Genomic DNA, 24,170 nt, shown 5'->3' on the forward strand with positions numbered 1-24,170 from the left:
TCGCACAACTGCGGGCGGCCGCTCTGGCAGTAGCGGCACTTGCCGCACATGCTCACGAAAGAGCTGACCACGTGGTCGCCCAGCGCGAATTCGGTGACGCCCTCGCCCACCGCCACCACCACGCCCGAGCCTTCGTGCCCCACCACCAGCGGCAGTGGCAAGCCGATCACGCCATTGGTGGCCGACAGATCGCTGTGGCACACACCGCAGGCAGCGAGCTTGATCATCACCTCGCCGCGCCGGGGCAGCGCCACGGTGACTTCTTCAACGTGCACGCCTTGCGCGAGGTCGCGGCACACAACGGCCTTGGCTTTGACGGGTGCAGTGATGGCATTCATGTTCGTTCCCATTTCATTGATTCGACAGCGCCGCGAAGCGCTGCAAGTGGGTGTCGGTATCGCCCAGCGTCAATTCGATGGCCGTGAGGCGCTTGAAGTAATGGCTGACGATCAGCTCGTCGGTCATGCCCATGCCGCCGTGCAACTGCACGGCCTGCTGGCCGATGAAGCGGCAGGCCTGGCCCACCACCACCTTGGCCGCCGAGAGCACGCGGCGGCGCGCGCTCGCATCGGTGTCGCGGCAACGCGCGGTGGCGAGCAGGCTCATCGAGCGGGCCTGTTCGAGGTGGATCAGCATCTCGGCCATGCGGTGCTGCAGCGCCTGGAAGCGCCCGATGGGCTGACCGAACTGCTGGCGCGTCTTGAGGTACTCGACGGTCGCGGCCACGGTGGCGTCCATCACGCCGACGGCCTCGGCGCACAGCGCGGCCAGGCCGAAGTCGAGCGCGCGTTCGATGGCCGGCAGTGCCTGGCCCACCGTGCCGATCAAGGCGCCGGGCGGCAAGGCCACGCCGTTCAACTCGATCTCGGCGGCCTGCTGACCATCGAGAGTCGGATAGGGTTTGATGACCAGCCCCGCCGCATCGCGCGGCACACGCAGCAGCGACACGCCCGAGCCATTGAGCGCCGACACCAGCAGATCGTCGGCCACGCCCGCATGCAACACCACGGCCTTGCGCCCGGTGAGCACATAACCGTCGCCCGATGGCTCCAGCTGGGTGGCGATGCGCGCGTCGTCAAAACGCGAAGCGGGCTCGAAGTGCGCCAGCACCGCGATGCGCTCGCCGCTCGCCAGCTCGGGCAGCCAGCGCGCTTGCATCGTGGCGTCGGCCAACTCGGCAATCAAGGACGTGGCCACCACCGCGCTGCTCAACACGGGCTCGACCACCAGCGCCGCGCCCAGCGCCTGCTGCGCCACCAGCGTCTCGACTGGGCTGACATCGCCCGCCGCCAGGCCGCCGTGCGCCTCGGGCACGTTGAGCGCCAGCACGCCGATGTCGGCCAGCGCACGCCACGCCTCGCGGCTGAAGCCGCCGCCGCGCAGGATCTCGCGGCGGCGCTCGAAGCCGTAGTCGCGCTGCGCAAAGCGCTGCAGCGTGTCTTGCAGGGCGCGTTGTTCGTCGTTGAGTTCGAAGTTCATCGCCACCGCCTCACAAGCCCAGCATCATCTGGCTGATGATGTTCTTTTGAATCTCGTTGCTGCCACCGTAGATCGACACCTTGCGCAGGTTCAGGTAGTTGGCACCGAGGTGCGCGGCGTGCGCCGGGCCGACGCTGATGAAGTCACCCACTTCATCTTCAGCGATCTGCCAGCCGGCCTCCATCGCACTGCGTGCGTCGTCGAACGTGCTGCGCTTCAAGTACGGCAAACCATAGGGGCCGACGGCCGCGAGCAGCAGCTCGGCCATCGTCTGCTGGATCTCGGTGCCCTTGATCTTCAGGATGGACGCGGCCGGCCCCGGAGCCTTCTTGCTGCCTTCGGCCTTGGCCTGGCTCTCGTCGGCCAGCACGCGCAGGTTGGTGATCTCGAGCGCCATCAGCTCGATCTCGACTTGCGCGATGCGCGCGGCAAACAACGGGTCTTCGGCGAGCGGCTTGCCGTTCTTCTGCTCGGCAGCCGCGATGCGCTTCAAGCGGCCCAGCTCACGCTTCGACGCGCCGATGCCCGCGATGTTGGTGCGCTCGTGGCCAAGCAGAAACTTGGCATACGTCCAGCCCTGGTTCTCTTCGCCCACAAGGTTGGCCACCGGCACCTGCACGTCCTCGAACCAGACTTCGTTGACCTCGTGCGCGCCATCGAGCGTGATGATCGGCCGCACCGTGATGCCGGGCGACTTCATGTCGATCAGCAGGAACGAGATGCCGCGCTGCGGCTTGGCCTCACTGTCGGTGCGCGCCAGGCAGAAGATCCAGTCGGCATGCTGGCCCAGCGTGTTCCAGGTCTTCTGGCCGTTGACGAGGTAGTGGTCGCCGTGGCGGACGGCCTTCATCTTCAGCGACGCGAGGTCCGACCCCGCGCCGGGCTCCGAGTAGCCCTGGCACCACCAGTCCTCGCACGACAGGATGCGCGGCAGGAAGCGAGCCTTCTGCGCCGCGTTGCCAAAAGCCATGATCACCGGCGCGACCATCTTGGTGCCGAACGGAATCAACCTAGGCGCGCCCGCCGCCGCGCATTCTTCTTCGAAGATGTATTGCTGCGTCGGCGTCCAGCCCGTGCCGCCGAACTCCTTCGGCCACGCCTGCCCGGCCCAGCCGCGCGCATGCAGCGTGCGCTGCCACTGCACATGCTCGGCGCGCGTCAGGTGTCCGCCATTCGTCACCTTGCGGCGGATGGTGTCGGGCAACTGCTGGCGCACGAAGGCGCGCACCTCGTCGCGAAAGGCGAGTTCGTCAGCGCTGAAGTTCAGATCCATGGGCGTCTCCGCGAGCCGATCAGCTGAAGGCTTGCAGACCGGTCTGCGCGCGACCGAGGATGAGCGCATGCACGTCGTGCGTGCCCTCGTAGGTGTTGACCACTTCGAGGTTGACCACATGACGGATCACGCCGTATTCGTCGCTGATGCCGTTGCCGCCGTGCATGTCGCGCGCCACGCGGGCGATGTCGAGCGCCTTGCCGCAGTTGTTGCGCTTCATCAGGCTGGTGATCTCGGGCGCGGCGCTGCCTTCATCCTTCATGCGCCCCAGGCGCAGCGCGCCTTGCAGGCCGAGCGCGATCTCGGTCTGCATGTCGGCCAGCTTCTTCTGCACCAACTGCGTGGCGGCCAGCGGGCGGCCGAACTGGATGCGGTCGAGCGTGTACTGGCGCGCGGCATGCCAGCAGAATTCGGCTGCGCCCATCGCGCCCCACGCGATGCCGTAGCGCGCCGAGTTGAGGCAGGTGAACGGGCCCTTGAGGCCTTCGACATTCAGCTCGTTCTCGGCCGGCACGAAGACCTCGTCCATCACGATCTCGCCGGTGATCGAGGTGCGCAGGCCGACCTTGCCTTCGATGGCCGGTGCGCTCAAGCCGCGCATGCCTTTTTCGAGGATGAAGCCGCGGATCTTGCCGGCGTCGTTCTTGGCCCAGACCACGAACACGTCGGCGATGGGCGAGTTGGTGATCCACATCTTCGCGCCGCTGAGCTTGTAGCCGCCTTCGACGCTCTTGGCCCGCGTGCGCATGCCGCCGGGGTCGGACCCGTGGTTGGGCTCGGTCAGGCCGAAGCAGCCGATCCACTCACCCGAGGCGAGCTTGGGCAGGTACTTCTGCTTCTGCGCCTCGGAGCCGAACTCGTTGATCGGCACCATCACGAGCGACGACTGCACGCTCATCATCGAGCGGTAGCCCGAATCGACGCGCTCGACTTCACGCGCCACGAGGCCGTAGCTCACGTAGTTGAGGCCAGCGCCACCGTATTGCGTGGGGATGGTCGCGCCCAGCAGCCCGAGCTCCCCCATCTCGCGAAAAATGCCCGCGTCCATGCGCTCGTGGCGGAAGGCATCGCGCACGCGCGGCAGCAGCTTGTCTTGCGCGTAGGCCCGCGCGGCGTCGCAGATCATGCGTTCGTCTTCGCTCAGCTGGGCGTTGAGCAAGAAGGGGTCGTCCCAGTGGAATTCGGCTTTGTTCGCACTCATGTTGTCGTCCTCTCGATTCAGATTCTTTCCATCACCAGCGCGAGGCCTTGGCCCACGCCGATGCACAGGCTGACCACCGCGTAGCGCGCTTGTCGACGCTGCAGCTCGCGCGCCACCGTGAGCGCCAAGCGTGCGCCCGATGCGCCCAGCGGGTGGCCCACCGCGATGGCGCCGCCGTTCACGTTGACACGCGCGTCGTCCAACGCCACGCCCAGGCCCTTGAGGCAGGCCAGCACCTGGCTGGCAAAGGCTTCGTTGATTTCGATCAGGTCCATCTGCGCGAGCGTGAGGCCAGCGCGCTGCAAGGCCTTGGTGATGGCCGGCACCGGGCCCACGCCCATGATGCGCGGCTCGACGCCCGCTGCAGCCGCCGCCAGCAGCCGCACCATCGGTTGCGCGCCCACGCGCTCGCCCGCTGCTCGGCTGCCGACGAGCAAGGCCGCCGCGCCATCGTTGATGCCCGAGGCATTGCCCGCCGTCACCACGCCGCCGTCGAACAGCGGCTTGAGCTTGGCGAGCTGGTCGTAGGTCGACTCGGGGCGCGGGTGCTCGTCTTCGCTGAGCACGATGGGCGGCGTCTTCTTGCCGGTCGGGATGGTGATGGGCGTGATCTCGCCCGCAAAGAAGCCCGCCGCGCGCGCGGCTTCAAACCTGGCTTGCGACGCGGCCGCAAACGTGTCGGCCTGCTCGCGTGTGATGCCGAATTCGCGCGCCACGTTGTCGCCCGTCTCGGGCATGGTGTCGGCACCGTATTGCGCGGTCACCACCGGGTTGGGGAAGCGCGCGCCGATGGTGGTGTCGAAGAGCTTGGCATCGCGGCTGTAGGCGCTCTCGGCCTTGCCCAGCACGAAGGGCGCGCGGCTCATGCTCTCGACGCCGCCCGCCACAAAGAGATCGCCCTCGCCGCAGGTGATGGCGCGGGCCACGTCGATCAGCGCCGCCAGGCCACTGGCGCACAGGCGGTTCACCGTCTGGCCCGGCACGGTCACCGGCAGCCCCGCACGCAGCAAGGCGTTGCGCGCCACGTTGCGCGAGTCTTCGCCGGCCTGGTTGGTGTCGCCCAGGATCACGTCGTCGATCTGCTCGGGTGACCACGGCGCGCGGGCCAACAGCGCGCGCATCACCTCGGCCACGAGGTCGTCGGGGCGCACGCTGGCCAGCGCGCCGGCGTGGCGACCGAAGGGCGAGCGCAGGCCATCAAAGAGGTAGGCGTCGAGCATGGATCAGACCTCTTCGGTTAGCAAGCTCAGGCCCAGACTGGCTCGGCGCGTGAGCCAGGGGCTGGGGCGGTAGCGCGGGTCGCCGGTGTGGGCCTGCAGGCGCTGCAGGATCGTCAGCACGGTGCTGGCGCCCAGCGCGTCGCCCCAGGCCAGCGGGCCGCGCGGGTAGCCGAGGCCGAGCGTGACGGCGCGGTCGATATCGGCCGGCGTGGCGATGCGCTGCTGCGCGATCTCGCAAGCGATGTTGACGATGGTGGCCACCACGCGCTGGGCAACGAAGCCGTAGCTGTCGCGCAGCACGCTGACCGGCACGCCGTCGGACGCGAGCAGCGCCTGCGCCGCATCGCGCGCGGCTCGCGAGGTGGCCGGCGTGGTCATCAGCACGCGACGCTTGCTGGCGTCGAACAGGGTCTCGACGGCCACGGTGCGCTCGGCGTCGAGCCCCTCGTGCAGCGCGCAGGTGGTGGCGTCATCACCCAGCGGGGCAACGAGGCACAGGCTGTCGTGCGCCGGGCGATCGTCGTCATCGAAGGTGATGCCCGCCGTTTCGGCCAGTTGCGCGACCAGTGCCTGCAACTCGGCCGGAGCCTGGCGGCTGACCCACACGCTGGCGGGCAAGGCTTCGCGGCCCGGCACATCAGGCTCGGCGGGCCACTGTTGTGAGCCACCTTCGTAAGCGTAGAAGCCGCGCCCCTTCTTGCGCCCAACCAGCCCGGCTGTGAGCATCTGGCGCGTCAGCGGCTGCGGGCGAAAGCGCGGCTCGTCAAAGAACTGGCGGTAGATCGACTCCATCACCGGATGCGACACATCGAGCGCGGTCAGGTCCATCAAGGTGAACGGCCCCATGCGAAAGCCCGCCGTGTCGGTGAGGATGCGGTCGAGCGTTGCCACATCGGCCACGCCCTCGGCCAGCAGGCGCAAGGCCTCTGTGCCGTAGCCGCGACCGGCATGGTTGACGATGAAGCCTGGCGTGTCTTGCGCGCGCACCGCCGTGTGGCCCCAGGCCTGGCCCACGGCGAGCAGGGTGTCGCCCACCGCCGGTTCGGTGAGCAAACCGTCGATCACCTCGACCACTTTCATCAGCGGCACGGGGTTGAAGAAGTGAAAGCCCGCCACGCGCTGCGGGCGCTGCAGGCCGGCGGCGATGGCGGTGACGGACAGCGACGAGGTGTTGGTGGCCAGGATCGCACCGGGCCCGACCACGCCTTCGAGCTGCGCGAACAAGGCGCGCTTGGCCGCGAGGTCTTCGACGATGGCTTCGACCACCAGCTCGCAATCCGCCAGCTCAGCCAGCGCCGCGGCCGGCGCCACCCCGGCGGTGGCCGCCGCGGCCTGCTCGGCGCTGAGCCTGCCCTTGTCGGCCAGCTTGGCGAACGTGGCCCGCAGTTGCTCGGCCGCCGCAGCCGCCGCGCCCTCGCGGTTGTCGAACAGCTGGACGCGGCAACCCGCCTGCGCCGCGATCTGCGCAATGCCCTGGCCCATCACGCCACTGCCGACGATGCCGACCCGGCGCACGGCCACTGCCGAAACAGCCTGGGCTTGAGAGGACTCGGTGGTCACAGGATTCTCCAGATGGGTCACACAATTCTGCAATGCAGAACAACCAAGGCGCAAACAGGACGATGCCAAAACTGGCCAGCTCATCTCGCTCCGTTTGATGAGCGGCAGTCTAGCATCACAGCCACAAGCATGCCACCGCCGACAACGTTTGAGCAGGCCCGGTTCAAGTCGATTCAGGCGCAATCCAAGGGGCGCCATTCTGCACTGCAGAACTTCCGTTATGATGGCGAGCATGAAACCCCGCGCCTCCCCCTTGCCCGCCGACGACCGCCACTTCGTCACCGCCCTGGCGCGCGGCTTGTCGGTGCTGGCGTGCTTTCGCTCCAGCGACCGCGTGCTGGGCAACACCGAGATCGCGCAGCGCTGCAAGCTGCCCAAGTCCACGGTGTCTCGCCTGACGTACACCCTGACCAAGCTGGGCTACCTGGTGGTGGACGAACCCTCTGGCCAATACCGCCTGGGCTCGGCCACACTGGGCCTGGCCAGCTCGATGCTCGCGCGCATGGACTTGCGCCAGGCCGCGCGCCCGCTGATGCAGGAGCTGGCCGATTTCTCGAACGCCAGCGTGAGCATGGCCGTGCGCGACCGGCTGTCGATGATCCACGTCGAGGTCTGCCGCGGCCCCGGCACCTACGACCTCACCATCGGCGTGGGCACGCGCATGCCGCTGGCCACATCGGCCATGGGGCGCGCCCTGCTAGCCGCCGTGCCCGACAGCGAACGCGCCGAGATCCTGGCCCGCGCGCACGACTTCGACGAGCTGGCCGCGCAGCAGATCATCGAAGGCATCGCGCACGGCCAGGCCGACATGGCGCGCTACGGCTGCGCCACGTCATTCGGCGACTGGGTGCCCGATACCAACGGCATCGCCATCGCCTTCCAGCCCGAAGAAGGCCGGCCGTTCATGGCCCTCAACTGCGGCGCGCCGAACCTGTCGCGCGAGCTGCTGCTGAACGAGGTGCGACCGCGCATGATCGAGCTGGTGGCCAAGCTCAAGGCGCTGCCCCGGCAGCCCCAGGAGTCTTAGACTGCGCCCTTATTCCCTGTTTGTTGACGCCGACCGAAAGCCCGCCATGGCCGACCCCATCCTCCTCGCCCAGCACGGCGACATCGCCTGCCACCTGCTGCCCCAGCTTGCCAACCGCCACGGCCTCATCACCGGCGCGACCGGCACCGGCAAGACCATCACGCTGCAAAAGCTGGCCGAAAGCTTTTCGCAGATCGGCGTGCCCGTCTTCATGGCCGACGTGAAGGGCGACCTGACCGGCATCACGCAGGCCGGCAACGTGAGCGACAAGCTCGCGAAAGTGCTGGCCGAGCGCGGCATCGACAAACCCGAGAGCTCCGCCTGCCCCGCCACGCTGTGGGACGTGTTCGGCGAGCAGGGCCACCCGGTGCGCGCAACGGTGTCCGACATGGGCCCGCTGCTGCTGGCGCGCATGCTCAATCTGAACGACACGCAAGAGGGCGTGCTGCAACTCGTCTTCAAGATTGCCGACGACAACGGCCTGCTGCTGCTCGACCTGAAAGACCTGCGCGCCATGCTGCAGCACGTGGGCGAGAACGCGAAAGACTTCACCACCGAATACGGCAACATCAGCGCCGCCTCGGTGGGCGCCATCCAGCGCGGCCTGCTGCAGATCGAGCAGCAGGGCGGCGATCAATTCTTTGGCGAGCCGATGCTCGATATCGCCGATTTCATGCAGACGATCGATGTGAGCGGACAGCAGCGGGGCGTGATCAACGTGCTCGCCGCCGACAAGCTGCTCAACGCGCCGCGCCTCTACGCCACCTTCCTGCTGTGGATGCTGGCCGAGCTCTACGAGCGGCTGCCCGAAGTGGGCGATCTCGATCAACCCAAACTGGTGTTCTTCTTCGACGAAGCCCACCTGCTGTTCAACGACGCGCCCAAGGCGCTGCTCGAGCGCATCGAACTCGTCGTGCGCCTGGTGCGCTCAAAAGGCGTGGGCGTGTACTTCGTGACGCAAAACCCGCTCGACGTGCCCGACAGCGTGCTCGCGCAACTGAGCAACCGCGTGCAGCACGCGCTGCGCGCCTTCACGCCGCGCGACCAGAAGGCCGTGAAGGCGGCGGCCGACACCATGCGCGCCAACCCCGGGCTCGACATCGCCACCGCGATCACCGAGCTGGCCGTGGGCGAGGCGCTGGTGAGCCTGCTCGACGAGAAGGGCCGCCCGAGCGTCACCGAGCGCGTCTTCGTGCTGCCGCCCGGCAGCCAGATCGGCCCGATCACGCCCGAGCAGCGCAAGGCGCTCATCGAGCAGTCGCTGGTGGCCGGCGTGTACGAGAAGGTGGTGGACCGCGAATCGGCCTACGAAAAGCTCAAGGGCCGCGCGGCGGCGTCGCCCACTACGGCACCCACCCCGGCCCCCGCACCGACCGCGTCCACCCCCGCACCATCGAGCCCCGCGCCCGCCCCGGCCGGCGGCGGCTGGATGGACGGCGCGCTCGACGGCCTGGGTGGACTGCTCAAGGGGTCGGGCCGCAAGGACTCGGTGGTCGAGACGCTGGCCAAGTCCGCCGCGCGCAGCATCGGCTCGACCGTGGGGCGTGAAATCATCCGCGGCGTGCTGGGCAGCCTGCTGGGCGGCGGCTCGCGGCGCTGATCGGCCGTGCCCCGGCTCGCGGGGCCTGCGGCACAATTCGAGGTTTGACCGCTCGCGTAGAAAGTGCCGACATGACCGCCTCTTTGCACACCTCCACCCTCAGCACCCTGCCGCTGCTGGCACGCGGCAAAGTGCGCGACAACTACGCCGTCGGCACCGATCGCATCCTGATGGTCGCGTCCGACCGCATCTCGGCTTTCGACGTGATCATGGGCGAGCCCATCCCCGGCAAGGGCGCGCTCCTCACCCGCATGGCGCTGTTCTGGTTCGAGCTGCTGAAAGACGTGGTGCCCAACCACCTCACCGGAGACGACCCGCTGTCGGTCGTCACGCCCGCCGAGCAAGCCCAGGTGAAAGACCGCGCCATGTTGGTCAAGCGACTCAAACCCTTGCCCGTCGAGGCCGTGGTGCGCGGTTACCTGGCCGGCAGCGGCTGGAAGGAATACCAACAAAGCCAATCTGTGTGCGGCGTGGCCTTGCCCGCCGGTCTGAAGAACGCCAGCAAGCTGCCCGAGCCCATCTTCACCCCCGCCACCAAAGCCGAGGTGGGCGAGCACGACGAGAACATCTCGTTCGAACAAACCGTCGCCCTGATCGGCCGCGAGCTGGCCGAGAAGGTGCGCGACGTGTCGATCCAGCTCTACAAGAAAGCCGCCGACTACGCGCTGACCAAGGGCATCATCATTGCCGACACCAAGTTCGAGTTCGGTCTCGATGCCAACGGCACCCTCACGCTGATGGACGAAGTGCTCACCCCCGACTCGTCGCGCTTCTGGCCCATCGAGGGCTACCAGGCCGCGTTCGAGGCCGGCGCCAACCCGCCGAGCTACGACAAGCAGTTCGTGCGCGACTGGCTGGAGCAGGCCACCGTCAACGGCCAACCGTGGGACAAGACCGCGCCCTCGCCCGCCCTGCCGGCCGACGTGATCGAAAAGACCGCCGCCAAGTACCGCGAAGCCCTGGAGCGCCTGACCGGCGCGTGACCGGCGCGCTGCGCTTCACTGCTTCGTGGATCTGCCCGCGCTCACCGACCTCGCCTCGGCGCACCGCCTGATCGAGGCCGTGCAGCAACGAGCCCAGGCGACGGGGTTGTCGCTACGACCGCCGCCGCCCGAGCCCACCAGCTGCTGCGGACGCGGCTGCAACGGCTGCGTCTGGGAGGGCTATTACGCCGCGCTGGTGTACTGGCGCGACGAAGCCTTGCTCAGGCTCGAGCCCTGAGTCAGTCGCGCGGGCGGCGATACAGCACCAGCCCGCTCACCGCCAACAGACCGACAACCAGCATGCTGAATGAACCCGGCTCCGGAACGGCGGCCGTGGTGAGGCTGAAAAAGGCGTAGTCGGATTGATCGGTGCAATCGCCCACGCCGCAAGCGCCTTTCAGCGCGCTGAACTTGACCCCGGTGCCCACGTAGTTGGCGAACGGGTTGACCACCGTCCAGACGCCCGCGCCGCTGGCATCGGCGGGGCTGACGGCGTTGACGAAGCTCGCCGCCCCCAGCGCCACGTTCGAGGCGCTGAACAGCTGCCACTTCGCCTGGGTGTCCGAAACGGCCGTGAGCTTGCCGTAAATGCCATTCGCGCCCGTGAGCGCCACCTTGGCTACTTCGTTGACGTCACCAAATTCGGGGCCGTTGTACAGAAAAGCCACCGAGAACGAACTCAGGGTCTCGGGCGCGCCCCACGACGCGCGAATCGATTCGCCGATATTGATTTCGCCCGCTGTCTTGTCGGCAGCCTTGCCCGTCACCCCGATACCGAGGTATCCCGCCACGCTCTTCGCGTCGAGCTTGCCGCCCACGGCATTGAAGTGGACGCCATTGACGGTGACATTCGACGTGCTGCCGTCGGCGAACGACTGCAGATCAGCCGACGTCACGGTTACCGCTTGCGCGGCCATGCTGCCCAGCAACCAACCGGCCGCCACCGCACTCAACTTGATCAGACGCTTCATGTTTACAACCCTTTGAACCACGGCAGCCGGGCTCCCGCCTCACCTGCATCGACATCAATCCGCACCTTAACCTGCGAGCAAGCGCTGTGCCTACCCCCAGGCCGCCGGGAGCCCCCCGGGCTGCGGGGAGCATGACTACCAACGATGCGCTGTTCTACCGGGCTTTCGCGACAAGCGTGCGACAAACCGGTGCGTCGAACTCGTCGCCGAGCCGGCCGCCGCCTCAAAACAGGGCCATGCTGAGCTTGCGCCGGTACTGGTCGATGAGCGGGTCGGCACTGACCACCACGGCCTTGCCGGCCAATTCGAGACCGGGCTTGGCGTCGGGCTTGCCGGGCGCCTTGGCCGGCGTCTTGGGCTGCGGCTTGGTCATCACTTCGAGAATGGCCACGTAGGTCTTGCGCGCCAGCTCGTCTTGCCACTTCTTGTCGCGCATGATGATTTCGAGCAACTCGTCCATGGCCGCCGTGAAACGGCCTGCGGCGAAGTGAGTCTGCGCCAACTCGAAGCGCGCCTCGAAATCGCGCTTGTTGGCGGCGATCGCGTCGGCCAACGCTTGCTCCGGTCGCGCCCGGGGCGCCGCCTCGCACGCCGCCAGATAGGCCGCGAACGCCGCCACGCGCGGGTCGGCCAGCGGGCCGGATGCCTGCGCGGCAATCGCCTGGAACAGTTCTTTGGCGGGTTCGACCTGGCCGCGCTCGAGCAGCAGCTTGATCAGCTCCAGCCGCGCCTCGACGTTCGCCGGATCGTGCTCCAGCGCCTGCTGCAGCTTGGCCAGAGCCTGATCCGCATCACCACCGGCCGCCAGGGCCTCGGCCTCGCCCAGTTCCTGCTCGGCCTCGACAGCCGCCTCGCTGGGCACATGCTTGTCGAGAAATTCGCGGATCTTGTCGGCCGGCAACGCGCCGACGAAGCCGTCCACCGGCTGGCCGCCCGCGAACATCACGCAGAACGGAATGCTGCGCACGCCGAACATCTGCGACAACTGCCCGGCGATTTCGGGCTCCTCGTCGGCATTCACCTTGGCCAGCGTGAAGCGTCCGTCGTACTCGGTTTCGAGCGCTTCGAGCACCGGGCCGAGTTGCTTGCACGGCCCGCACCACTCGGCCCAGATGTCCAGCAGGACCGGGGTGGTGGCCGACGCGGCGATCAGGTCGTGCTCGAAATTCTTCAGGGTGATGGTGATCATGGAGCGATTCAATCGAAAGCCAGCAGGAACCTGCCGAGCGCCTAAAATCGGCCCTTTTGTGCAGGAGCAAGCCGTGACGAGCACGTCCGCCAACAACAGCCAACCCATCATCGGCGTGGTGATGGGTTCCAACAGCGATTGGGACGTGATGCGCCAGGCGGCCGACATTCTCGCCGAGTTCGGCGTGGCCTACGAGGCGCAGGTGGTTTCGGCCCACCGCATGCCCGACGACATGTTCCGCTACGCCGAGACCGCGCGCAGCCGGGGCCTGCAGGCCATCATCGCCGGCGCGGGCGGCGCGGCCCATCTGCCCGGCATGCTCGCGGCCAAGACCACCGTGCCGGTGCTGGGCGTGCCGGTGCCGTCCAAGCACCTGAGCGGCGTCGATTCGCTGCACTCGATCGTGCAGATGCCCAAGGGCGTGCCGGTGGCCACCTTCACCATCGGCGCGGCCGGCGCCGCCAACGCCGCGCTGTTTGCCGTAGCCATGCTGGCCAACCAAGACGCCACCCTGCACGCCAAGCTCGAAGCCTTCCGCGTCCGCCAGACTGATGCGGCGCGCGCGATGAAGCTCGACTAATCCGAAGAACGCAGATGACGCAACACGTGATCCAGCCCGGCGCGACGCTGGGCGTTCTGGGCGGCGGCCAGCTGGGCCGCATGTTCGTGCACGCCGCGCAGGCCCTGGGCTACCGCACCGCCGTGCTCGACCCCGACCCGCGCAGCCCCGCCGGGCAGGTGTCGCACGTGCACATTTCGACCCCCTACCTCGACGCCACCGGCCTGCAGCAGCTCGCGCAGGTCGCCGCCGCCGTCACCACCGAGTTCGAGAACGTGCCCGCCACCGCCTTGGCCGCGCTGGCCGTTCACCGGCCCGTGGCACCAGGCGCAGCGGCCGTGTCGGTCTGCCAGGACCGCGCCAAGGAGAAGGCGCATTTCGTGGCCTGCGGCGTGCCCTGCGCCCCGCACGCGGTGATCACCTCGACCGACCAGCTCGCGTCGCTCGACCCCACCCTGCTGCCCGGCATCCTGAAGACCGCGCAACTGGGCTATGACGGCAAGGGCCAGGTTCGCGTCAACACCCCCGAGCAACTGGCAGCCGCCTGGGCCGCGCTCAAGGGCGTGCCCTGCGTGCTCGAAAAGATGCTGCCGCTGCAGTTCGAGGTGAGCGTGATCGTGGCGCGCAACGCGGCCGGCGAGGTCGTCAACTTCCCGCTGCAACAGAACCTGCACCGCGACGGCATCCTGGCCGTCACCACCGTGCCGGCACCGCAGCTCACGCCCGAGATCGAAGCCCAGGCCTGCACCGCTGCGCGCACCATCGCCGCGCGCCTGAATTACGTCGGCGTGCTGTGCGTCGAGTTCTTCATCCTGCAAGACGGCTCGCTGGTGGCCAACGAGATGGCGCCGCGCCCGCACAACTCGGGTCACTACACCATCGACGCCTGCGACCTCTCGCAGTTCGACCTGCAAGTGCGCGCCATGACCGGCCTGCCGCTGGTCACGCCGCGCCTGCACTCGCCCACCGTGATGCTCAATCTGCTGGGCGATCTGTGGTTCGACGCCAATGGCAAGCTGCGCGAGCCCAACTGGCCCGGCGTGCTGCAACTGCCGGGCGCCCACCTGCACCTCTATGGCAAGACCGAGGCGCGCAAGGGCCGCAAGATGGGCCACCTGACGATCACCGGCGCCACGGCCGACGACGCTCGGGCCAACGCCCTGCTGGCGGCCGCGCTGCTCGGCCTGCCGCTGTGGTGACCGCGCTTCGCCTGCATCCACCATGCCCCTGCTGCTGAACGGTCAGGACGACGCCGCGCTAGCCGAGGCCGCGCGGCGCTGGGCCGCGGGCGAGCTGGTCGCGCTGCCCACCGAAACCGTTTACGGCCTGGGCGCGCGTGCCGACGACGACGCGGCGGTGGCCAAGATCTTCGCCGCCAAGGGCCGCCCGAGCGACCACCCGCTGATCGTGCACGTGGCCGACGCGTCCGCCGCCGCCACCTTCGCCGCCGAGATCCCGCCCGCCGCGCACAAGCTGATGGCCGCCTTCTGGCCCGGCCCGCTCACCGTGATCGTGCCGCGCCGCCTCGGCGTGGGCACGGCCGCCGCTGGCGGGCAAGACACCATCGGCCTGCGCTGCCCGGCCCACCCGGTCGCCCACGCCCTGCTGCAACGGGCCGCCCAAGCCGGCGTGATGGGCATCGCCGCGCCCAGCGCCAACCGCTTCGGCCGCATCAGCCCGACGCGCGCCGCGCACGTCGTCGAAGAATTTGCCGACCTGAGCGACGCCGCGCTGGCCGTGGTGGACGGCGGCGCCTGCGACGTGGGCATCGAGTCGAGCATCGTCGATTGCTCGGGGCTGAGCCAAGGGGGCCGCGCCGTGCTGCTGCGCCCCGGCGTGCTGACGCGCGAGGCCATCGAGGCCGTGATCGGGCCGCTCGGCGAGCGCGGCGGCCACTCGCCACGCGCCTCGGGCACGCTCGAAGCGCACTACGCGCCGCGCGCCAAGCTGCGCCTCATGCCCACCGAGGCGCTGCGCTCGGCGCTGGCCGTGCTGGGGCCGGAGTTAACCAACGCGCAAAGAACGGGCAACACGCTGGCGGTATATTCCCGCAGTTCGCTGTCGGCCCTGTGGCCCGAAGGCGTGCGCCACGGCCCCATCGCCCACCGCGCCATGCCCTCGCAACCCCGGCTGGCGGCCCACGAACTCTTTGCCGCGTTGCGCGAACTCGACGCCACCGGCGTGCCTCTGATCTGGGTCGAAACGCCGCCGGACACCCCCGAATGGGAAGGCGTTCGTGATCGACTGCAACGCGCGGCGGCGGCGGGCTGACCGCCCACGCCGCGCCCCCCTCTTACCCGTGCTGGAGAAAAGCTTGAACTCGAAGAATCGTTGGCAACAAGTCGTCCGCGGCGGCCTGGCCGTGCTCAGCCTGGCCCTGCTGGCCAGCTGCGGCGGCGGCAAGCGCGAAGCCTTTCACCCGGGGCACATGTATGTGTTTGGCGACGAATACAGCTACATCGACGTCAACCAGACGCCATCCAGCAACAACACCTACGCGCGCTATTCGGTGAACTACGTGACGAGCATTTCGCCCATCACCGTCTACTCGGCCATATACCCCTGGACCTGGACGCAATACTTGTCGTCGCACTACGGCAAGGGCACCTCGCCATGCGCCAACACGGACGCCGATCAGACAAGCTTGTGCAGCGCGCCGGGCGATACCGTGGACGACACGATCACCAAGATCAACACCAAGAACTTCCAGAAAGACGAGCTGGTCGTGATCATGGCGGGCACGAGGGACGTCTTGAACGCGTATCAGACCTTCAAATCGTCTGGCACGCTCGACGAAGCCGGCATGAAAAACGCCGGCATCAAGCTGGCGCAGAAGATCAACGCCATCGTGACCACCGGCGCCCGCGTGGCGGTGGTCACGCTCCCCGATATCGGGCTCTCGCCCTACGCCGTGGCCGAAGACACCAGCCACGGCCACCGCGACCCGGCCCAGTCGGTCGACTGCTCGACCGGCGACGGTCGTCCGGCGGCAACCGACGAATACGCCAAGGCCATGAGCTACCTGACGTCCTGCTTCAACTATGGCCTGCGCGGCGCAAACGGCATCACGAATGACGGGCACAAGATCGCGCTGATCAATGCCTTCGACTGGAGCATCTTGATCGCCAAGAACACCAGCGTGACCTACCCTTACGCCGCGCAATGCGCCTCGGTGACCCACACCACGGCAGCAACCTACGACCCCACCACCTGCAATTACGACAACGTCACCACCCCGAGCAGCCCGACGACCACCGCAGACATCAGCGGCGCAACCTACTTGTGGAGCTTCGGCCCCTGGCTGAGCATAGCCGGGCACCAGTTGCTGGCCAACCTGGCCATGACTCGGGTGGACTACAACTGGGACTCATGACGCCTGCCCGTAGCGCAGCTTCATCGTCAGGATCGCCAGCGCCAGCGTCAGGGTGACGGTGTTGGCGATCATGATCGGCCAGGCGCCCAGCGCGAGGCCATACAGCAGCCACAGCGCCACGCCCAGCGTGAACACGCTGTACATGCCCAGCGAAATGCCGCTCACGTCCTTGGTGCGCCACGTCAGCCAGACCTGCGGCACGAAGGCCGAGGTGGTGAGGGTGGCGGCCACGTAGCCCACCCAGTCGCCGTGCTGGCTCAGCAGCGTCTGCAAGGTGTTGACCAGGTTGGCATTCATCGTGCCGTGTCCTCCGCGCTCCAGCGCAACAGGGCGTCGAGCACCGCACGCGCCGCGCCGCCATTCGAGTTGATCGACGGGTGGTTGATCAGCCCCACCACCGCGTAACGCCGCCCGGACGCCGCCTGCACCACGCCGGCCACGGCGGCCACGTCCTTCAGCGAGCCCGTCTTGATGTGCGCGCGCCCCGCTGCCGGGCCGACCGCCTCGGCGGTGCGCCGCTGCGCCGTGCCGTCCACCCCCGCCACGGGCAAGGACGCCAGCAGCTCCGGCATCGCCGGCCCGGCCCAGGCCGCCTGCAGCAGCCGCGCCAGGCAACCGGCGCTGACCCGCTCGTTGCGCGACAAGCCCGAGCCGTTGTCCAGACTCAGCTCGCTCGCGTCGCAACCGGCGCGCTCCTTGGCCCAGGTGCTCACGACTTCGCGGGCGCGCTCCAGACTGCCTTCGCCCTGGCTCAGCCCCAGCGTCAGGAAGAGCTGGCGCGCCATCAGGTTGTTGCTGAACTTGTTGATGTCGCGCACCACGGCGTGCAGCGGCGGCGAGGCGAACTCGAACGCCGCCTCGCCGCGTGCGATCTCGGGCTGCTCGCTGCGCTCGATCACGTGCCCGTGCAGTCGCCCGCCCAATTCGCGCCACAAGGCCTCGACCACGCGCGGGCCGTAAGCCGCGTCGTCGGGCCAGGCCAGCTCCCACTCGCGCTCGCCACAGGCCGCCGCATAACCGCCGCGCAACGCCGGGCGGGCCGGCTGCGTCAGATCGAGTTGCAGGCCGGCGCGCCAGTCGCCGCATGCCGCGCCCTGCAATTTCACGCGCGTCGGCCAGCGCACGCCGGCCAAGCTGGGCTGCGCGCTGACGCGAGCCCAGCGCGCGCCCGGCTCGGGGCGCACGCGCAAGGTCACGCTTTGAAAGTTGACGACCAGCGCGCGCGGCAGCACGTTGTAGGGCTTGAGCGGCTCGCCATCGAAATCGCCCGCTTGCTCGGTCGGCACGCGGAACGCGCCCTGATCGAGCACGATGTCGCCGTGGATGTCTTGCACGCCCAGCTCGCGCACCCGCTTGAGCAGCAGCCACCAGCGCTCGATCACCAGAGTCGGGTCGCCCTGCCCATGGATCACCAGCGGCCCGCGCAACACCCCGCGCACCACCGGGCCGCCCAGCTCGACGGGCGTCTGCCACGTCCAGGCCGGGCCGAGCCGATCGAGCGCCGCGTAGGTGGTGAAGAGCTTCATCACCGAGGCGGCCTGCATCGGGCGCTCGGCCTGCACGCTGAGGCGCGGTGGCAAGCGCTCGCCAGCGGCCCCCAAGGGCACCACCACGGCCGACAAGGCATCGTCGGTCAGCCCGGCTTGCGTCAGCGCGGCCCGCACGGCGGGCGGCCAGGCGTCGGCGGCCCAGGCCACGCGAGCCGCCCCGCCCACCACCAAACCGACCGCGACGCAGGCCAGCCGAGCCGCATGGCCCGCCCGCTGGCGACCCGACGATGCAAAAGATTTGGTGAACATGGTCGCCGATCATGCCGCAAGGCGCCCACGCTGGCGGCCCGCGCGAGGCCCCTCGGTAAACTGCGCGGATGAACCATGCCCCGGCGACCTCCACGCCCCCCACCCTGCTGGCGCTCGACACCGCCACCGAAACCCTGCACCTGGCCTTGCTGGCCAAGGGGGCGACGCATGTCGAGCAGCACGCAGGGGGCGCGCAAGCCTCGGCCGCGCTGATCCCCGCCGCGCAGGCGCTGCTGGCGGCCGCTGGGTTGAGCTGGGCAGACTTGGACGCCATCGCCTTCGGCCGCGGCCCGGGCGCGTTCACCGGCCTGCGCACCGCCGCCGCCGTGGCGCAGGGGCTGGCGTTCGGCGCGCGCAAGCCGGTGCTCGCGCTCGACACCTTGCTGGCCGTGGCCGAAGACGCGCGCCAAGCCGCCGCTGCGTCCGGCACCGCGCTGCAGCGCGTCTGGGCCGCCACCGATGCCCGCATGGGCGAGATCTACGCCGCCGCCTACCGCTGGGACGGCTCGCGCTGGCACACCCTGGTCGAACCGCAATTGCTGCGCCCCGCCGACCTGGCCATGCGCGTGCAGGCCGCCGTGAACGCGACGCCCGACGCGGTGGCCCTGGCCGGCAATGCCCTGCGGGCCCACGGCGCCGCGCTCGACGCCGCCGGCTTGCCGACCACGCTGCCGCGCTGGCCCGACGCCGCCCCGCGCGGCGCGGCGCTGCTGGCGCTGGCGCAAGCCGCCTGGGCCGACGGCCTCGCCCTAGATGCCGCCCAGGCGCTGCCGCTGTACGTGCGCGACAAGGTCGCCCAGACCACCGCCGAGCGCCTGGCCGAACGCGAGGCGCAAGCAGCCGCGCGCGCCGCCGCCGTCTGACCACCTTGCCGCCCCGCCATGAACGCCGTGCCGCAACCCTCGTCGCTCCCCGCGCAACCCGACTTCCTGCCAATCGGCACGCGGCTGCGGGCCATGCTGCCGGCCGATCTGCCCGAGGTGCTGCGCATCGAGCGGCAGGCCTATGAATTCCCGTGGACGCAAGGCAATTTCGCGAGTTCGCTGGCCTCGGGCTACCTGGCCGAATGCCTGTTCGACGCCGCTGGCGGCGCGCTGCTCGGCTACTACGTGGCCATGATGGGCTTTGAAGAAATGCACCTGCTGAACATCACGGTCGCCCCCGCCCAGCAGGGGCGGGGTTTCGGCCACGCCCTGCTGCACCTGCTGCGCGTGCGCAGCCAGCAGCATCAGGCGCGCAAGGTGTGGCTGGAGGTGCGCGTGAGCAACCCCCGCGCCCAGCGCCTGTACACCGCCTTCGGCTTCGAGGTGGTCGGCACGCGGCGCGGCTACTACCCCGCCCGAGGCGGGCGCGAAGACGCCATCGTGATGGGACTGGACGTGACCGCATGAGCTGGACCGCCCGCCAACTCGCGATGCTGCGCGAAATGGGCCTGACGCTGTGGTGGCCCGGCGCCGCCCCGCGCGGGCTCGATGGCAGCCGCGCGCCGCAGCGCGACGAAAACGCCCCGGCAGAGTCGGCCCCGGTCGAGCCCCCCGCGCGCCGGGCACCGATGGCCGCGCCCGCTGCGCCACCCGTGGCGGCACCCGTGGCGCCGACCACGGCCCCGCAGCCGTTGCGCCAGCTCGGCGTCGAGACCATGGCGTGGCCCGCGCTGCGCGAGGCGGTGGCCGGCTGCCGGGCCTGCAAGCTGTGCGAGAGCCGGCGCCACACGGTGTTCGGCGTCGGCAACGAACAAGCCCACTGGATGATCATCGGCGAGGCGCCCGGCGAGCAAGAAGACCGCGAGGGCGAGCCCTTCGTCGGCAAGGCCGGGCAGCTGCTCGACCGCATGCTCGAAGCCACCGGCCTGACCCGCGCCGAGGCCCCGCCCGAGCAGCAGGTTTTCATTGCCAACGTGCTGAAGTGCCGCCCGCCCGGCAACCGCAACCCGCTGCCCGAGGAGGTGGCGCAATGCGAGCCCTATCTCAAGCGTCAGGTCGAGCTGGTGCGGCCGAAGATCATCGTGGCCATGGGCCGCTTCGCGGTGCAGTCGATCCTGCAGACGCAAGAGCCGATCGGCAAGTTGCGCGGTCGCGAGCACCAGTACGCCGGCGTGCCGGTCGTCGTAACCTACCACCCAGCCTACTTGCTGCGCAGCCCCGCCGACAAGGCGCTGGCCTGGGAAGACCTGTGCCTGGCGCGCGAAGTCTTGGTTAGGACGCCTGCTTGAACGCCATCACCGCCTGACTGCGCAGCGTGCGCAGCAGCGAGAGCTCGTGGTCGCTCAGCGAGATGGCGCCGGCCACGGCCTTGTCGGCGTAGATGAAGCCGATCACCGTGTCTTTTTGCGCGCCCGCGCCCTTCATCACCAGGGGCAACAGCAAGAAGGTGGGCGCCTGCACCTTGCTCGTGAACCACTCCGGCAGACGCTGCGCGATGCTGGGCACGGCCGCGTCCTCGATCATGATGTCCACGCCCTTCAGGCACAGCATGCCGAACAGATCGAGCGCCCCGCCCGCCGGCGCCTTGAGCGGCACCACGAACGAGGGCGCCAGCTCGTTGCCGCGCTCGCCCAGGCCGATGCGCCCGACCAGGTTGCCGGACTTGGCATCGCGCATGCAGAAGATCACGCGGCGAAAACCCAGCGAGCGGTAGACGGTTTCGAGCACCATGCGCAGCACTTCGTTGAGCTTGAAGTTCTCGACCAGCGCGTTGGTGATGTCCTGGATGCCCGACGTGAGCACGCTGGCCGGGTCGTCGGCCGGCACGTTCGTGTCCTCGTGGATGGCCACCTCGTCGAGCGAGGCCACGCCGGGAGCGGCATCGTTTGACGCATTCGGCCCGGCATTGGGCGCATCGACGTAGTAGGTATCGACCAGCCGCTCGGCGCGCTCGCCGGGCTCCATCTTGAGCTCCATGCCCTGCGTGAGCTCGGCCATGCGCTTGCGCGCGCGCGAGGCCGCGTCAAGAATGTCGTCGGCCTTGAAATGCAAGGCCGAGCCGTAGCGCTGCGCCAGCTCGCGCAGGCGGTCGGCCGCCTTGTCGGGCGTGTTGAACAGCAAGGCATCGGCCGCCTCGTTGGCCACCGAGGCGAGCCAGCCGAGGCGATCCGGGCTCTGCGCCAGCCCCTGCCGGGGCAGCTCGCCCACGGGCGCGCGCATGCAGCGCATCAGGCTGTCGGGCAGCCCCCAGGTGCGGCCGACACCCAAGCCGAGGTTTTCGAACGAGATGCCGAGCACGGCGGTCGAGGCCGCCGCCTCGGGCACGGCCTTGGCCGCTCCACCCGGCGGTCGCACCTGCAGGCGGATCTGCTCGGCCTCGTCTGGCAGGTAGAACTCGGCGAGCAGCCGGCCGAGGTTGCGCATCAGCGAGCCGATGAAGGCCTCTTCGGTTTCGCGCGAGCCGGGGCAGAGGTCGCTGGCCAGCATGCCGGCCATCAGCGCGCGCAAGAACTCTTCCTTGAGCTGTTGCGCATGATGCTTGTCTTCCATGCGCTCGACCAGCATCAGCGACAGCGCCAAGTTGCGGATGCCCGCGAAGCCGATCAGCGAGATGGCGCGCGACACCGTGCTGATCGTGCCGCCGCCCGCAGTGCGGTAGTGGGCGGTGTTGACCACGCGCAGCAGCTTGTTGGTCAGCGCCACGTCTTTCAGGATCTCGTTGGCGAGGCTGCCGAGGCTTTCGTTCTCGGAAGCCGAGATGGCCTGGATGCGCCCCACCGAGTCCGACAGCGCCGGGAAGTCCGACTTGTGGCGCATGCGGCGCAGCAGGAATTCGAGAGTCGCGTTGGACTCGGCCTCGGGCGCGGTGCCGGCGGCGTCGGAAGGGTCGTCGGAAGGAGCTGTGGCGTTCATGGCTTGACGGAGCTGTGCCCTGATTGGGCACCAAATCCGCCCCGCCGAACAGCGGATCAGCCCCCTGAAGCCCGGCTACTTTGCCTAGTTTTCAGGGCCCAGATAGCGCTTGCGCCAGAAGAACACCCCCAGCCCGATGCCCACCCCCATCATCAGCAAGGCCGCGATCCAGAAGCCGGTCTTGGCGTGGATCAGCGGCAAGGCATCGAAGTTCATGCCGAAGACGCCGGTGATGAGGTTGAGCGGCAGGAAGATGGCGGTGAGCACGGTGAGCGTTCGCATGATGTCGTTGGTGCGGTTGCTCTGCACCGAGAAATGCATCTGCACCGCGCTCTCGGCCGAAGCCTCCAGCCGGCGCACGTGGTTGAGCACGCGCTCGATGTGCTCGAGCACGTCGCGCGAGCGCACCCGCAGCAGGTCGCGCTCGCGCGAGGCCCGCTCGTCGGTGGTGGCGGGCCATTCGTCGAGGGCGTCCATCCACTCTTGAATCGCGCTGCGCTGGTCTTCGCAGACGTCCTCCAGCATGTGCAGCGCGTTGCGTGAATCGAGCAGCGCCTGCCAGTTGACGAACTGCGCGCGCTGACTCAGCAGCTCTTGTTGCAGGTAACCCAACTGGCGCGTGAGCAGGCGGCGCAGTTCGAGGTAACTGTCGACCATGTGGTTGACGACACGCAGCATCAGGTCGGCCGGGCTGGGCGGCAGGCGCGAGCCGCCGCGCGGGTCGGCCAGGCTCAAGGCCATCTGCGACAGGCGCCCGACGAAGAACTCGCGCACCTGGCAGTCGGCCGGGTGCACGGTGAGCAGCACGCGGTCGAACAGCGCGAAGCCGACCGGGCTGGTGTCGATGGCCTGCAGCGCGCGCCGCGCCGACGCCGCCGTGCCGTGCTCGTCGTCAACGAACAGATCGTTGGCCCCCGAGCCCGCCGCCAGCCGGCGAAACACCAGCAGGTCGTACCACGAGGTGTAGTCGAACTGCGAGGGCAGTTGGCTGTTGATCAGGTCGGACACATGCAGCTCCACCAACTGGCCGCCGGCCAGCCGCAGCAGCGAGTCCTGGATGGTGTGCTGGTTGACCTCGAAGACGCGGCGCCCGCAGGTGATCCACAAGAAGCCCATTTCGGGCAAGGTGTGCGGAATGGCCGGCAGCTCCTCGAAGCCGTCGCTGATGTGGAAGATACGCATCCGGCGACTGTAGCGTCGCCGGGCAGTCTCAGCGCTGCTTCAGCAGGCGGGCGGCGTCGAGCGCGAAGTAGGTGAGGATGCCGTCGGCGCCGGCGCGCTTGAAGGCGAGCAAGGTCTCCATCATCACGGCGTCGTGGTCGAGCCAGCCGTTGGCGGCCGCGGCCTTGAGCATGGCGTATTCGCCGCTCACCTGATAGGCGAAGGTCGGCACGCGGAATTCGTCTTTCACGCGGCGCACGATGTCAAGGTACGGCAGGCCGGGCTTGACCATCACCATGTCGGCACCCTCGGCGATGTCGAGCGCCACCTCGCGCAGCGCTTCGTCGGAGTTGCCCGGGTCCATCTGGTAGACCTTCTTGTCGGCCTTGCCCAGGTTGCCCTTGCTGCCCACCGCGTCGCGGAACGGGCCGTAGTAGGCGCTGGCGTACTTGGCGCTGTAGGCCATGATGCGGGTGTGGATCAGGCCCTGGGCTTCGAGCGCCTCGCGGATGGCGCCGATGCGGCCGTCCATCATGTCGCTGGGCGCGACGATATCGACGCCCGCCTCGGCGTGCATCAGCGCCTGCCGCGTCAGCACGGCCACGGTCTCATCGTTGAGGATGTAACCGGTGTCGTCGAGCAGGCCATCCTGCCCGTGGGTGGTGTAGGGGTCGAGCGCCACGTCGGTCAGCACGCCCAGTTCGGGGAAGCGCTTTTTCAGCTCGCGCACCACGCGCGGCACCAGGCCGTCGGGGTCGGTCGCGCCGCGGCCGTCGGGCGTCTTGAGCGCCATGTCGATCACCGGGAACAAGGCCATCACCGGCACGCCCAGGCGCACGCATTCCTCGGCCTTGCCGAGCAGCAGATCGAGGCTCAGGCGCTGCACGCCGGGCATCGAGGGCACGTCCTGCGCCTGGTTCTGGCCGTCGAGCACGAAAA

At 68.9% G+C, this 24,170-nt stretch carries 24 protein-coding genes; 11 read left to right on the plus strand and 13 right to left on the minus strand.

What is annotated here, in order from left to right; translation table 11 throughout:
- The 6 genes from ACE3SS_RS10635 to ACE3SS_RS10660 form a co-directional block, all read right to left on the minus strand.
- Window positions 1-338, minus strand: a 338-nt coding sequence (locus ACE3SS_RS10635; RefSeq protein ID WP_374593706.1) for an alcohol dehydrogenase catalytic domain-containing protein, incomplete at its 3' end; no start/stop codon positions are given.
- A gap of 13 nt (window positions 339-351) precedes the next feature.
- A complete protein-coding gene (locus tag ACE3SS_RS10640) occupies window positions 352-1,479 on the minus strand; it encodes an acyl-CoA dehydrogenase family protein (RefSeq protein WP_374593708.1) in 1,128 nt (375 codons plus the stop codon).
- A gap of 10 nt (window positions 1,480-1,489) precedes the next feature.
- Window positions 1,490-2,752: an acyl-CoA dehydrogenase family protein gene (locus tag ACE3SS_RS10645; protein WP_374593710.1), complete on the minus strand. Its 1,263-nt coding sequence runs from the start codon at window positions 2,750-2,752 to the stop codon at window positions 1,490-1,492.
- Window positions 2,753-2,771: 19 nt separating this feature from the next.
- Complete coding sequence (locus ACE3SS_RS10650) at window positions 2,772-3,953, minus strand: acyl-CoA dehydrogenase (protein WP_374593712.1); 1,182 nt, start codon at window positions 3,951-3,953, stop codon at window positions 2,772-2,774.
- A gap of 17 nt (window positions 3,954-3,970) precedes the next feature.
- Window positions 3,971-5,173, minus strand: a complete 1,203-nt coding sequence (locus tag ACE3SS_RS10655) for a 3-oxoadipyl-CoA thiolase (RefSeq protein WP_374593714.1) — start codon at window positions 5,171-5,173, stop codon at window positions 3,971-3,973.
- 3 nt (window positions 5,174-5,176) lie between these two features.
- Window positions 5,177-6,688, minus strand: coding sequence for a 3-hydroxyacyl-CoA dehydrogenase (locus tag ACE3SS_RS10660; protein WP_374593750.1), 1,512 nt, complete (start codon window positions 6,686-6,688; stop codon window positions 5,177-5,179).
- Between the two features lie 277 nt (window positions 6,689-6,965).
- Between ACE3SS_RS10660 and ACE3SS_RS10665 the strand changes: the two genes are divergently transcribed.
- The 4 genes from ACE3SS_RS10665 (at window position 6,966) to ACE3SS_RS10680 (ending at window position 10,581) form a co-directional block, all read left to right on the plus strand.
- Complete coding sequence (locus tag ACE3SS_RS10665; RefSeq protein WP_374593716.1) at window positions 6,966-7,760, plus strand: IclR family transcriptional regulator; 795 nt, start codon at window positions 6,966-6,968, stop codon at window positions 7,758-7,760.
- Window positions 7,761-7,806: 46 nt separating this feature from the next.
- On the plus strand, window positions 7,807-9,360 hold the full coding sequence (locus tag ACE3SS_RS10670) for a helicase HerA-like domain-containing protein (RefSeq protein WP_374593718.1): 1,554 nt from the start codon (window positions 7,807-7,809) through the stop codon (window positions 9,358-9,360).
- Window positions 9,361-9,431: 71 nt separating this feature from the next.
- Window positions 9,432-10,343: a phosphoribosylaminoimidazolesuccinocarboxamide synthase gene (locus tag ACE3SS_RS10675; protein WP_374593720.1), complete on the plus strand. Its 912-nt coding sequence runs from the start codon at window positions 9,432-9,434 to the stop codon at window positions 10,341-10,343.
- Between the two features lie 25 nt (window positions 10,344-10,368).
- Window positions 10,369-10,581 carry an oxidoreductase-like domain-containing protein gene (locus ACE3SS_RS10680; RefSeq protein WP_374593722.1) on the plus strand — a complete coding sequence of 71 codons (213 nt, stop codon included), beginning with the start codon at window positions 10,369-10,371 and terminating at the stop codon, window positions 10,579-10,581.
- 1 nt (window position 10,582) lies between these two features.
- Here ACE3SS_RS10680 and ACE3SS_RS10685 read toward each other — a convergent pair whose 3' ends face one another.
- Together ACE3SS_RS10685 and ACE3SS_RS10690 are read right to left on the minus strand one after the other, a co-directional pair.
- Entirely contained in the window at window positions 10,583-11,314 is a 732-nt protein-coding gene (locus tag ACE3SS_RS10685) for a hypothetical protein (protein ID WP_374593724.1), read from the minus strand.
- Between the two features lie 223 nt (window positions 11,315-11,537).
- The gene (locus ACE3SS_RS10690) at window positions 11,538-12,503 is read right to left on the minus strand and encodes a tetratricopeptide repeat protein (protein WP_374593726.1); all 966 of its coding nucleotides are present in this window, start codon (window positions 12,501-12,503) and stop codon (window positions 11,538-11,540) included.
- Window positions 12,504-12,624: 121 nt separating this feature from the next.
- Between ACE3SS_RS10690 and purE the strand changes: the two genes are divergently transcribed.
- From purE to ACE3SS_RS10710, 4 genes are read left to right on the plus strand one after another with little or no spacing between them, the layout of a single operon-like run.
- Window positions 12,625-13,083, plus strand: coding sequence for a 5-(carboxyamino)imidazole ribonucleotide mutase (purE, locus tag ACE3SS_RS10695; RefSeq protein WP_374593752.1), 459 nt, complete (start codon window positions 12,625-12,627; stop codon window positions 13,081-13,083).
- Between the two features lie 14 nt (window positions 13,084-13,097).
- The gene (locus ACE3SS_RS10700) at window positions 13,098-14,261 is read left to right on the plus strand and encodes a 5-(carboxyamino)imidazole ribonucleotide synthase (protein WP_374593728.1); all 1,164 of its coding nucleotides are present in this window, start codon (window positions 13,098-13,100) and stop codon (window positions 14,259-14,261) included.
- 22 nt (window positions 14,262-14,283) lie between these two features.
- A complete protein-coding gene (locus ACE3SS_RS10705; protein ID WP_374593730.1) occupies window positions 14,284-15,333 on the plus strand; it encodes an L-threonylcarbamoyladenylate synthase in 1,050 nt (349 codons plus the stop codon).
- A 43-nt stretch (window positions 15,334-15,376) separates the two neighbouring features.
- Window positions 15,377-16,435: a hypothetical protein gene (locus ACE3SS_RS10710; RefSeq protein WP_374593732.1), complete on the plus strand. Its 1,059-nt coding sequence runs from the start codon at window positions 15,377-15,379 to the stop codon at window positions 16,433-16,435.
- Here ACE3SS_RS10710 and ACE3SS_RS10715 read toward each other — a convergent pair.
- Window positions 16,430-16,732: a SemiSWEET transporter gene (locus ACE3SS_RS10715; protein ID WP_374593734.1), complete on the minus strand. Its 303-nt coding sequence runs from the start codon at window positions 16,730-16,732 to the stop codon at window positions 16,430-16,432. The two genes, ACE3SS_RS10710 and ACE3SS_RS10715, sit on opposite strands and share 6 nt — an antisense overlap.
- The gene (gene dacB / locus ACE3SS_RS10720; protein ID WP_374593736.1) at window positions 16,729-18,234 is read right to left on the minus strand and encodes a D-alanyl-D-alanine carboxypeptidase/D-alanyl-D-alanine-endopeptidase; all 1,506 of its coding nucleotides are present in this window, start codon (window positions 18,232-18,234) and stop codon (window positions 16,729-16,731) included. Before dacB ends, ACE3SS_RS10715 begins: the two co-directional genes overlap by 4 nt.
- Before the next feature lie 68 nt (window positions 18,235-18,302).
- On the opposite strand from dacB, the gene tsaB reads away from it, so the two are divergent.
- From tsaB to ACE3SS_RS10735, 3 genes are read left to right on the plus strand one after another with little or no spacing between them, the layout of a single operon-like run.
- Window positions 18,303-19,097, plus strand: a complete 795-nt coding sequence (tsaB, locus tag ACE3SS_RS10725) for a tRNA (adenosine(37)-N6)-threonylcarbamoyltransferase complex dimerization subunit type 1 TsaB (protein ID WP_374593738.1) — start codon at window positions 18,303-18,305, stop codon at window positions 19,095-19,097.
- A gap of 18 nt (window positions 19,098-19,115) precedes the next feature.
- Entirely contained in the window at window positions 19,116-19,625 is a 510-nt protein-coding gene (gene rimI / locus ACE3SS_RS10730; RefSeq protein ID WP_374593740.1) for a ribosomal protein S18-alanine N-acetyltransferase, read from the plus strand.
- Entirely contained in the window at window positions 19,622-20,446 is an 825-nt protein-coding gene (locus ACE3SS_RS10735; RefSeq protein ID WP_374593742.1) for a uracil-DNA glycosylase family protein, read from the plus strand. Before rimI ends, ACE3SS_RS10735 begins: the two co-directional genes overlap by 4 nt.
- Here the strand turns inward: ACE3SS_RS10735 and ACE3SS_RS10740 are convergent.
- From ACE3SS_RS10740 to hemB, 3 genes are all read right to left on the minus strand, one after another.
- Window positions 20,430-22,070, minus strand: coding sequence for an HDOD domain-containing protein (locus tag ACE3SS_RS10740; RefSeq protein ID WP_374593744.1), 1,641 nt, complete (start codon window positions 22,068-22,070; stop codon window positions 20,430-20,432). The two genes, ACE3SS_RS10735 and ACE3SS_RS10740, sit on opposite strands and share 17 nt — an antisense overlap.
- A gap of 84 nt (window positions 22,071-22,154) precedes the next feature.
- The gene (locus ACE3SS_RS10745) at window positions 22,155-23,252 is read right to left on the minus strand and encodes a magnesium transporter CorA family protein (RefSeq protein ID WP_374593746.1); all 1,098 of its coding nucleotides are present in this window, start codon (window positions 23,250-23,252) and stop codon (window positions 22,155-22,157) included.
- A gap of 28 nt (window positions 23,253-23,280) precedes the next feature.
- Window positions 23,281-24,170: porphobilinogen synthase (gene hemB, locus ACE3SS_RS10750; protein WP_374593748.1), on the minus strand; the 890-nt coding region annotated here is incomplete at its 5' end.

Origin of the sequence: Aquabacterium sp., assembly GCF_041915145.1 — a bacterium.
Taxonomy (GTDB): domain Bacteria; phylum Pseudomonadota; class Gammaproteobacteria; order Burkholderiales; family Burkholderiaceae_C; genus Aquabacterium.

What these genes read in the sequence shown, in the direction of transcription:
- ACE3SS_RS10735 (WP_374593742.1), top strand. Translation starts at nt 19,622, where the DNA reads ATGAGCTGGACCGCCCGCCAACTCGCGATGCTGCGCGAAATGGGCCTG.
- purE (WP_374593752.1), top strand. Translation starts at nt 12,625, where the DNA reads ATGGGTTCCAACAGCGATTGGGACGTGATGCGCCAGGCGGCCGACATT.
- ACE3SS_RS10690 (WP_374593726.1), bottom strand. Translation starts at nt 12,503, where the DNA reads ATGATCACCATCACCCTGAAGAATTTCGAGCACGACCTGATCGCCGCG.
- dacB (WP_374593736.1), bottom strand. Translation starts at nt 18,234, where the DNA reads ATGTTCACCAAATCTTTTGCATCGTCGGGTCGCCAGCGGGCGGGCCAT.
- ACE3SS_RS10665 (WP_374593716.1), top strand. Translation starts at nt 6,966, where the DNA reads ATGAAACCCCGCGCCTCCCCCTTGCCCGCCGACGACCGCCACTTCGTC.
- ACE3SS_RS10645 (WP_374593710.1), bottom strand. Translation starts at nt 2,752, where the DNA reads ATGGATCTGAACTTCAGCGCTGACGAACTCGCCTTTCGCGACGAGGTG.
- ACE3SS_RS10640 (WP_374593708.1), bottom strand. Translation starts at nt 1,479, where the DNA reads ATGAACTTCGAACTCAACGACGAACAACGCGCCCTGCAAGACACGCTG.
- tsaB (WP_374593738.1), top strand. Translation starts at nt 18,303, where the DNA reads ATGAACCATGCCCCGGCGACCTCCACGCCCCCCACCCTGCTGGCGCTC.
- ACE3SS_RS10745 (WP_374593746.1), bottom strand. Translation starts at nt 23,252, where the DNA reads ATGCGTATCTTCCACATCAGCGACGGCTTCGAGGAGCTGCCGGCCATT.
- ACE3SS_RS10685 (WP_374593724.1), bottom strand. Translation starts at nt 11,314, where the DNA reads ATGAAGCGTCTGATCAAGTTGAGTGCGGTGGCGGCCGGTTGGTTGCTG.
- ACE3SS_RS10740 (WP_374593744.1), bottom strand. Translation starts at nt 22,070, where the DNA reads ATGAACGCCACAGCTCCTTCCGACGACCCTTCCGACGCCGCCGGCACC.
- ACE3SS_RS10715 (WP_374593734.1), bottom strand. Translation starts at nt 16,732, where the DNA reads ATGAATGCCAACCTGGTCAACACCTTGCAGACGCTGCTGAGCCAGCAC.
- rimI (WP_374593740.1), top strand. Translation starts at nt 19,116, where the DNA reads ATGAACGCCGTGCCGCAACCCTCGTCGCTCCCCGCGCAACCCGACTTC.
- ACE3SS_RS10670 (WP_374593718.1), top strand. Translation starts at nt 7,807, where the DNA reads ATGGCCGACCCCATCCTCCTCGCCCAGCACGGCGACATCGCCTGCCAC.
- ACE3SS_RS10655 (WP_374593714.1), bottom strand. Translation starts at nt 5,173, where the DNA reads ATGCTCGACGCCTACCTCTTTGATGGCCTGCGCTCGCCCTTCGGTCGC.
- ACE3SS_RS10650 (WP_374593712.1), bottom strand. Translation starts at nt 3,953, where the DNA reads ATGAGTGCGAACAAAGCCGAATTCCACTGGGACGACCCCTTCTTGCTC.
- ACE3SS_RS10675 (WP_374593720.1), top strand. Translation starts at nt 9,432, where the DNA reads ATGACCGCCTCTTTGCACACCTCCACCCTCAGCACCCTGCCGCTGCTG.
- ACE3SS_RS10705 (WP_374593730.1), top strand. Translation starts at nt 14,284, where the DNA reads ATGCCCCTGCTGCTGAACGGTCAGGACGACGCCGCGCTAGCCGAGGCC.
- ACE3SS_RS10700 (WP_374593728.1), top strand. Translation starts at nt 13,098, where the DNA reads ATGACGCAACACGTGATCCAGCCCGGCGCGACGCTGGGCGTTCTGGGC.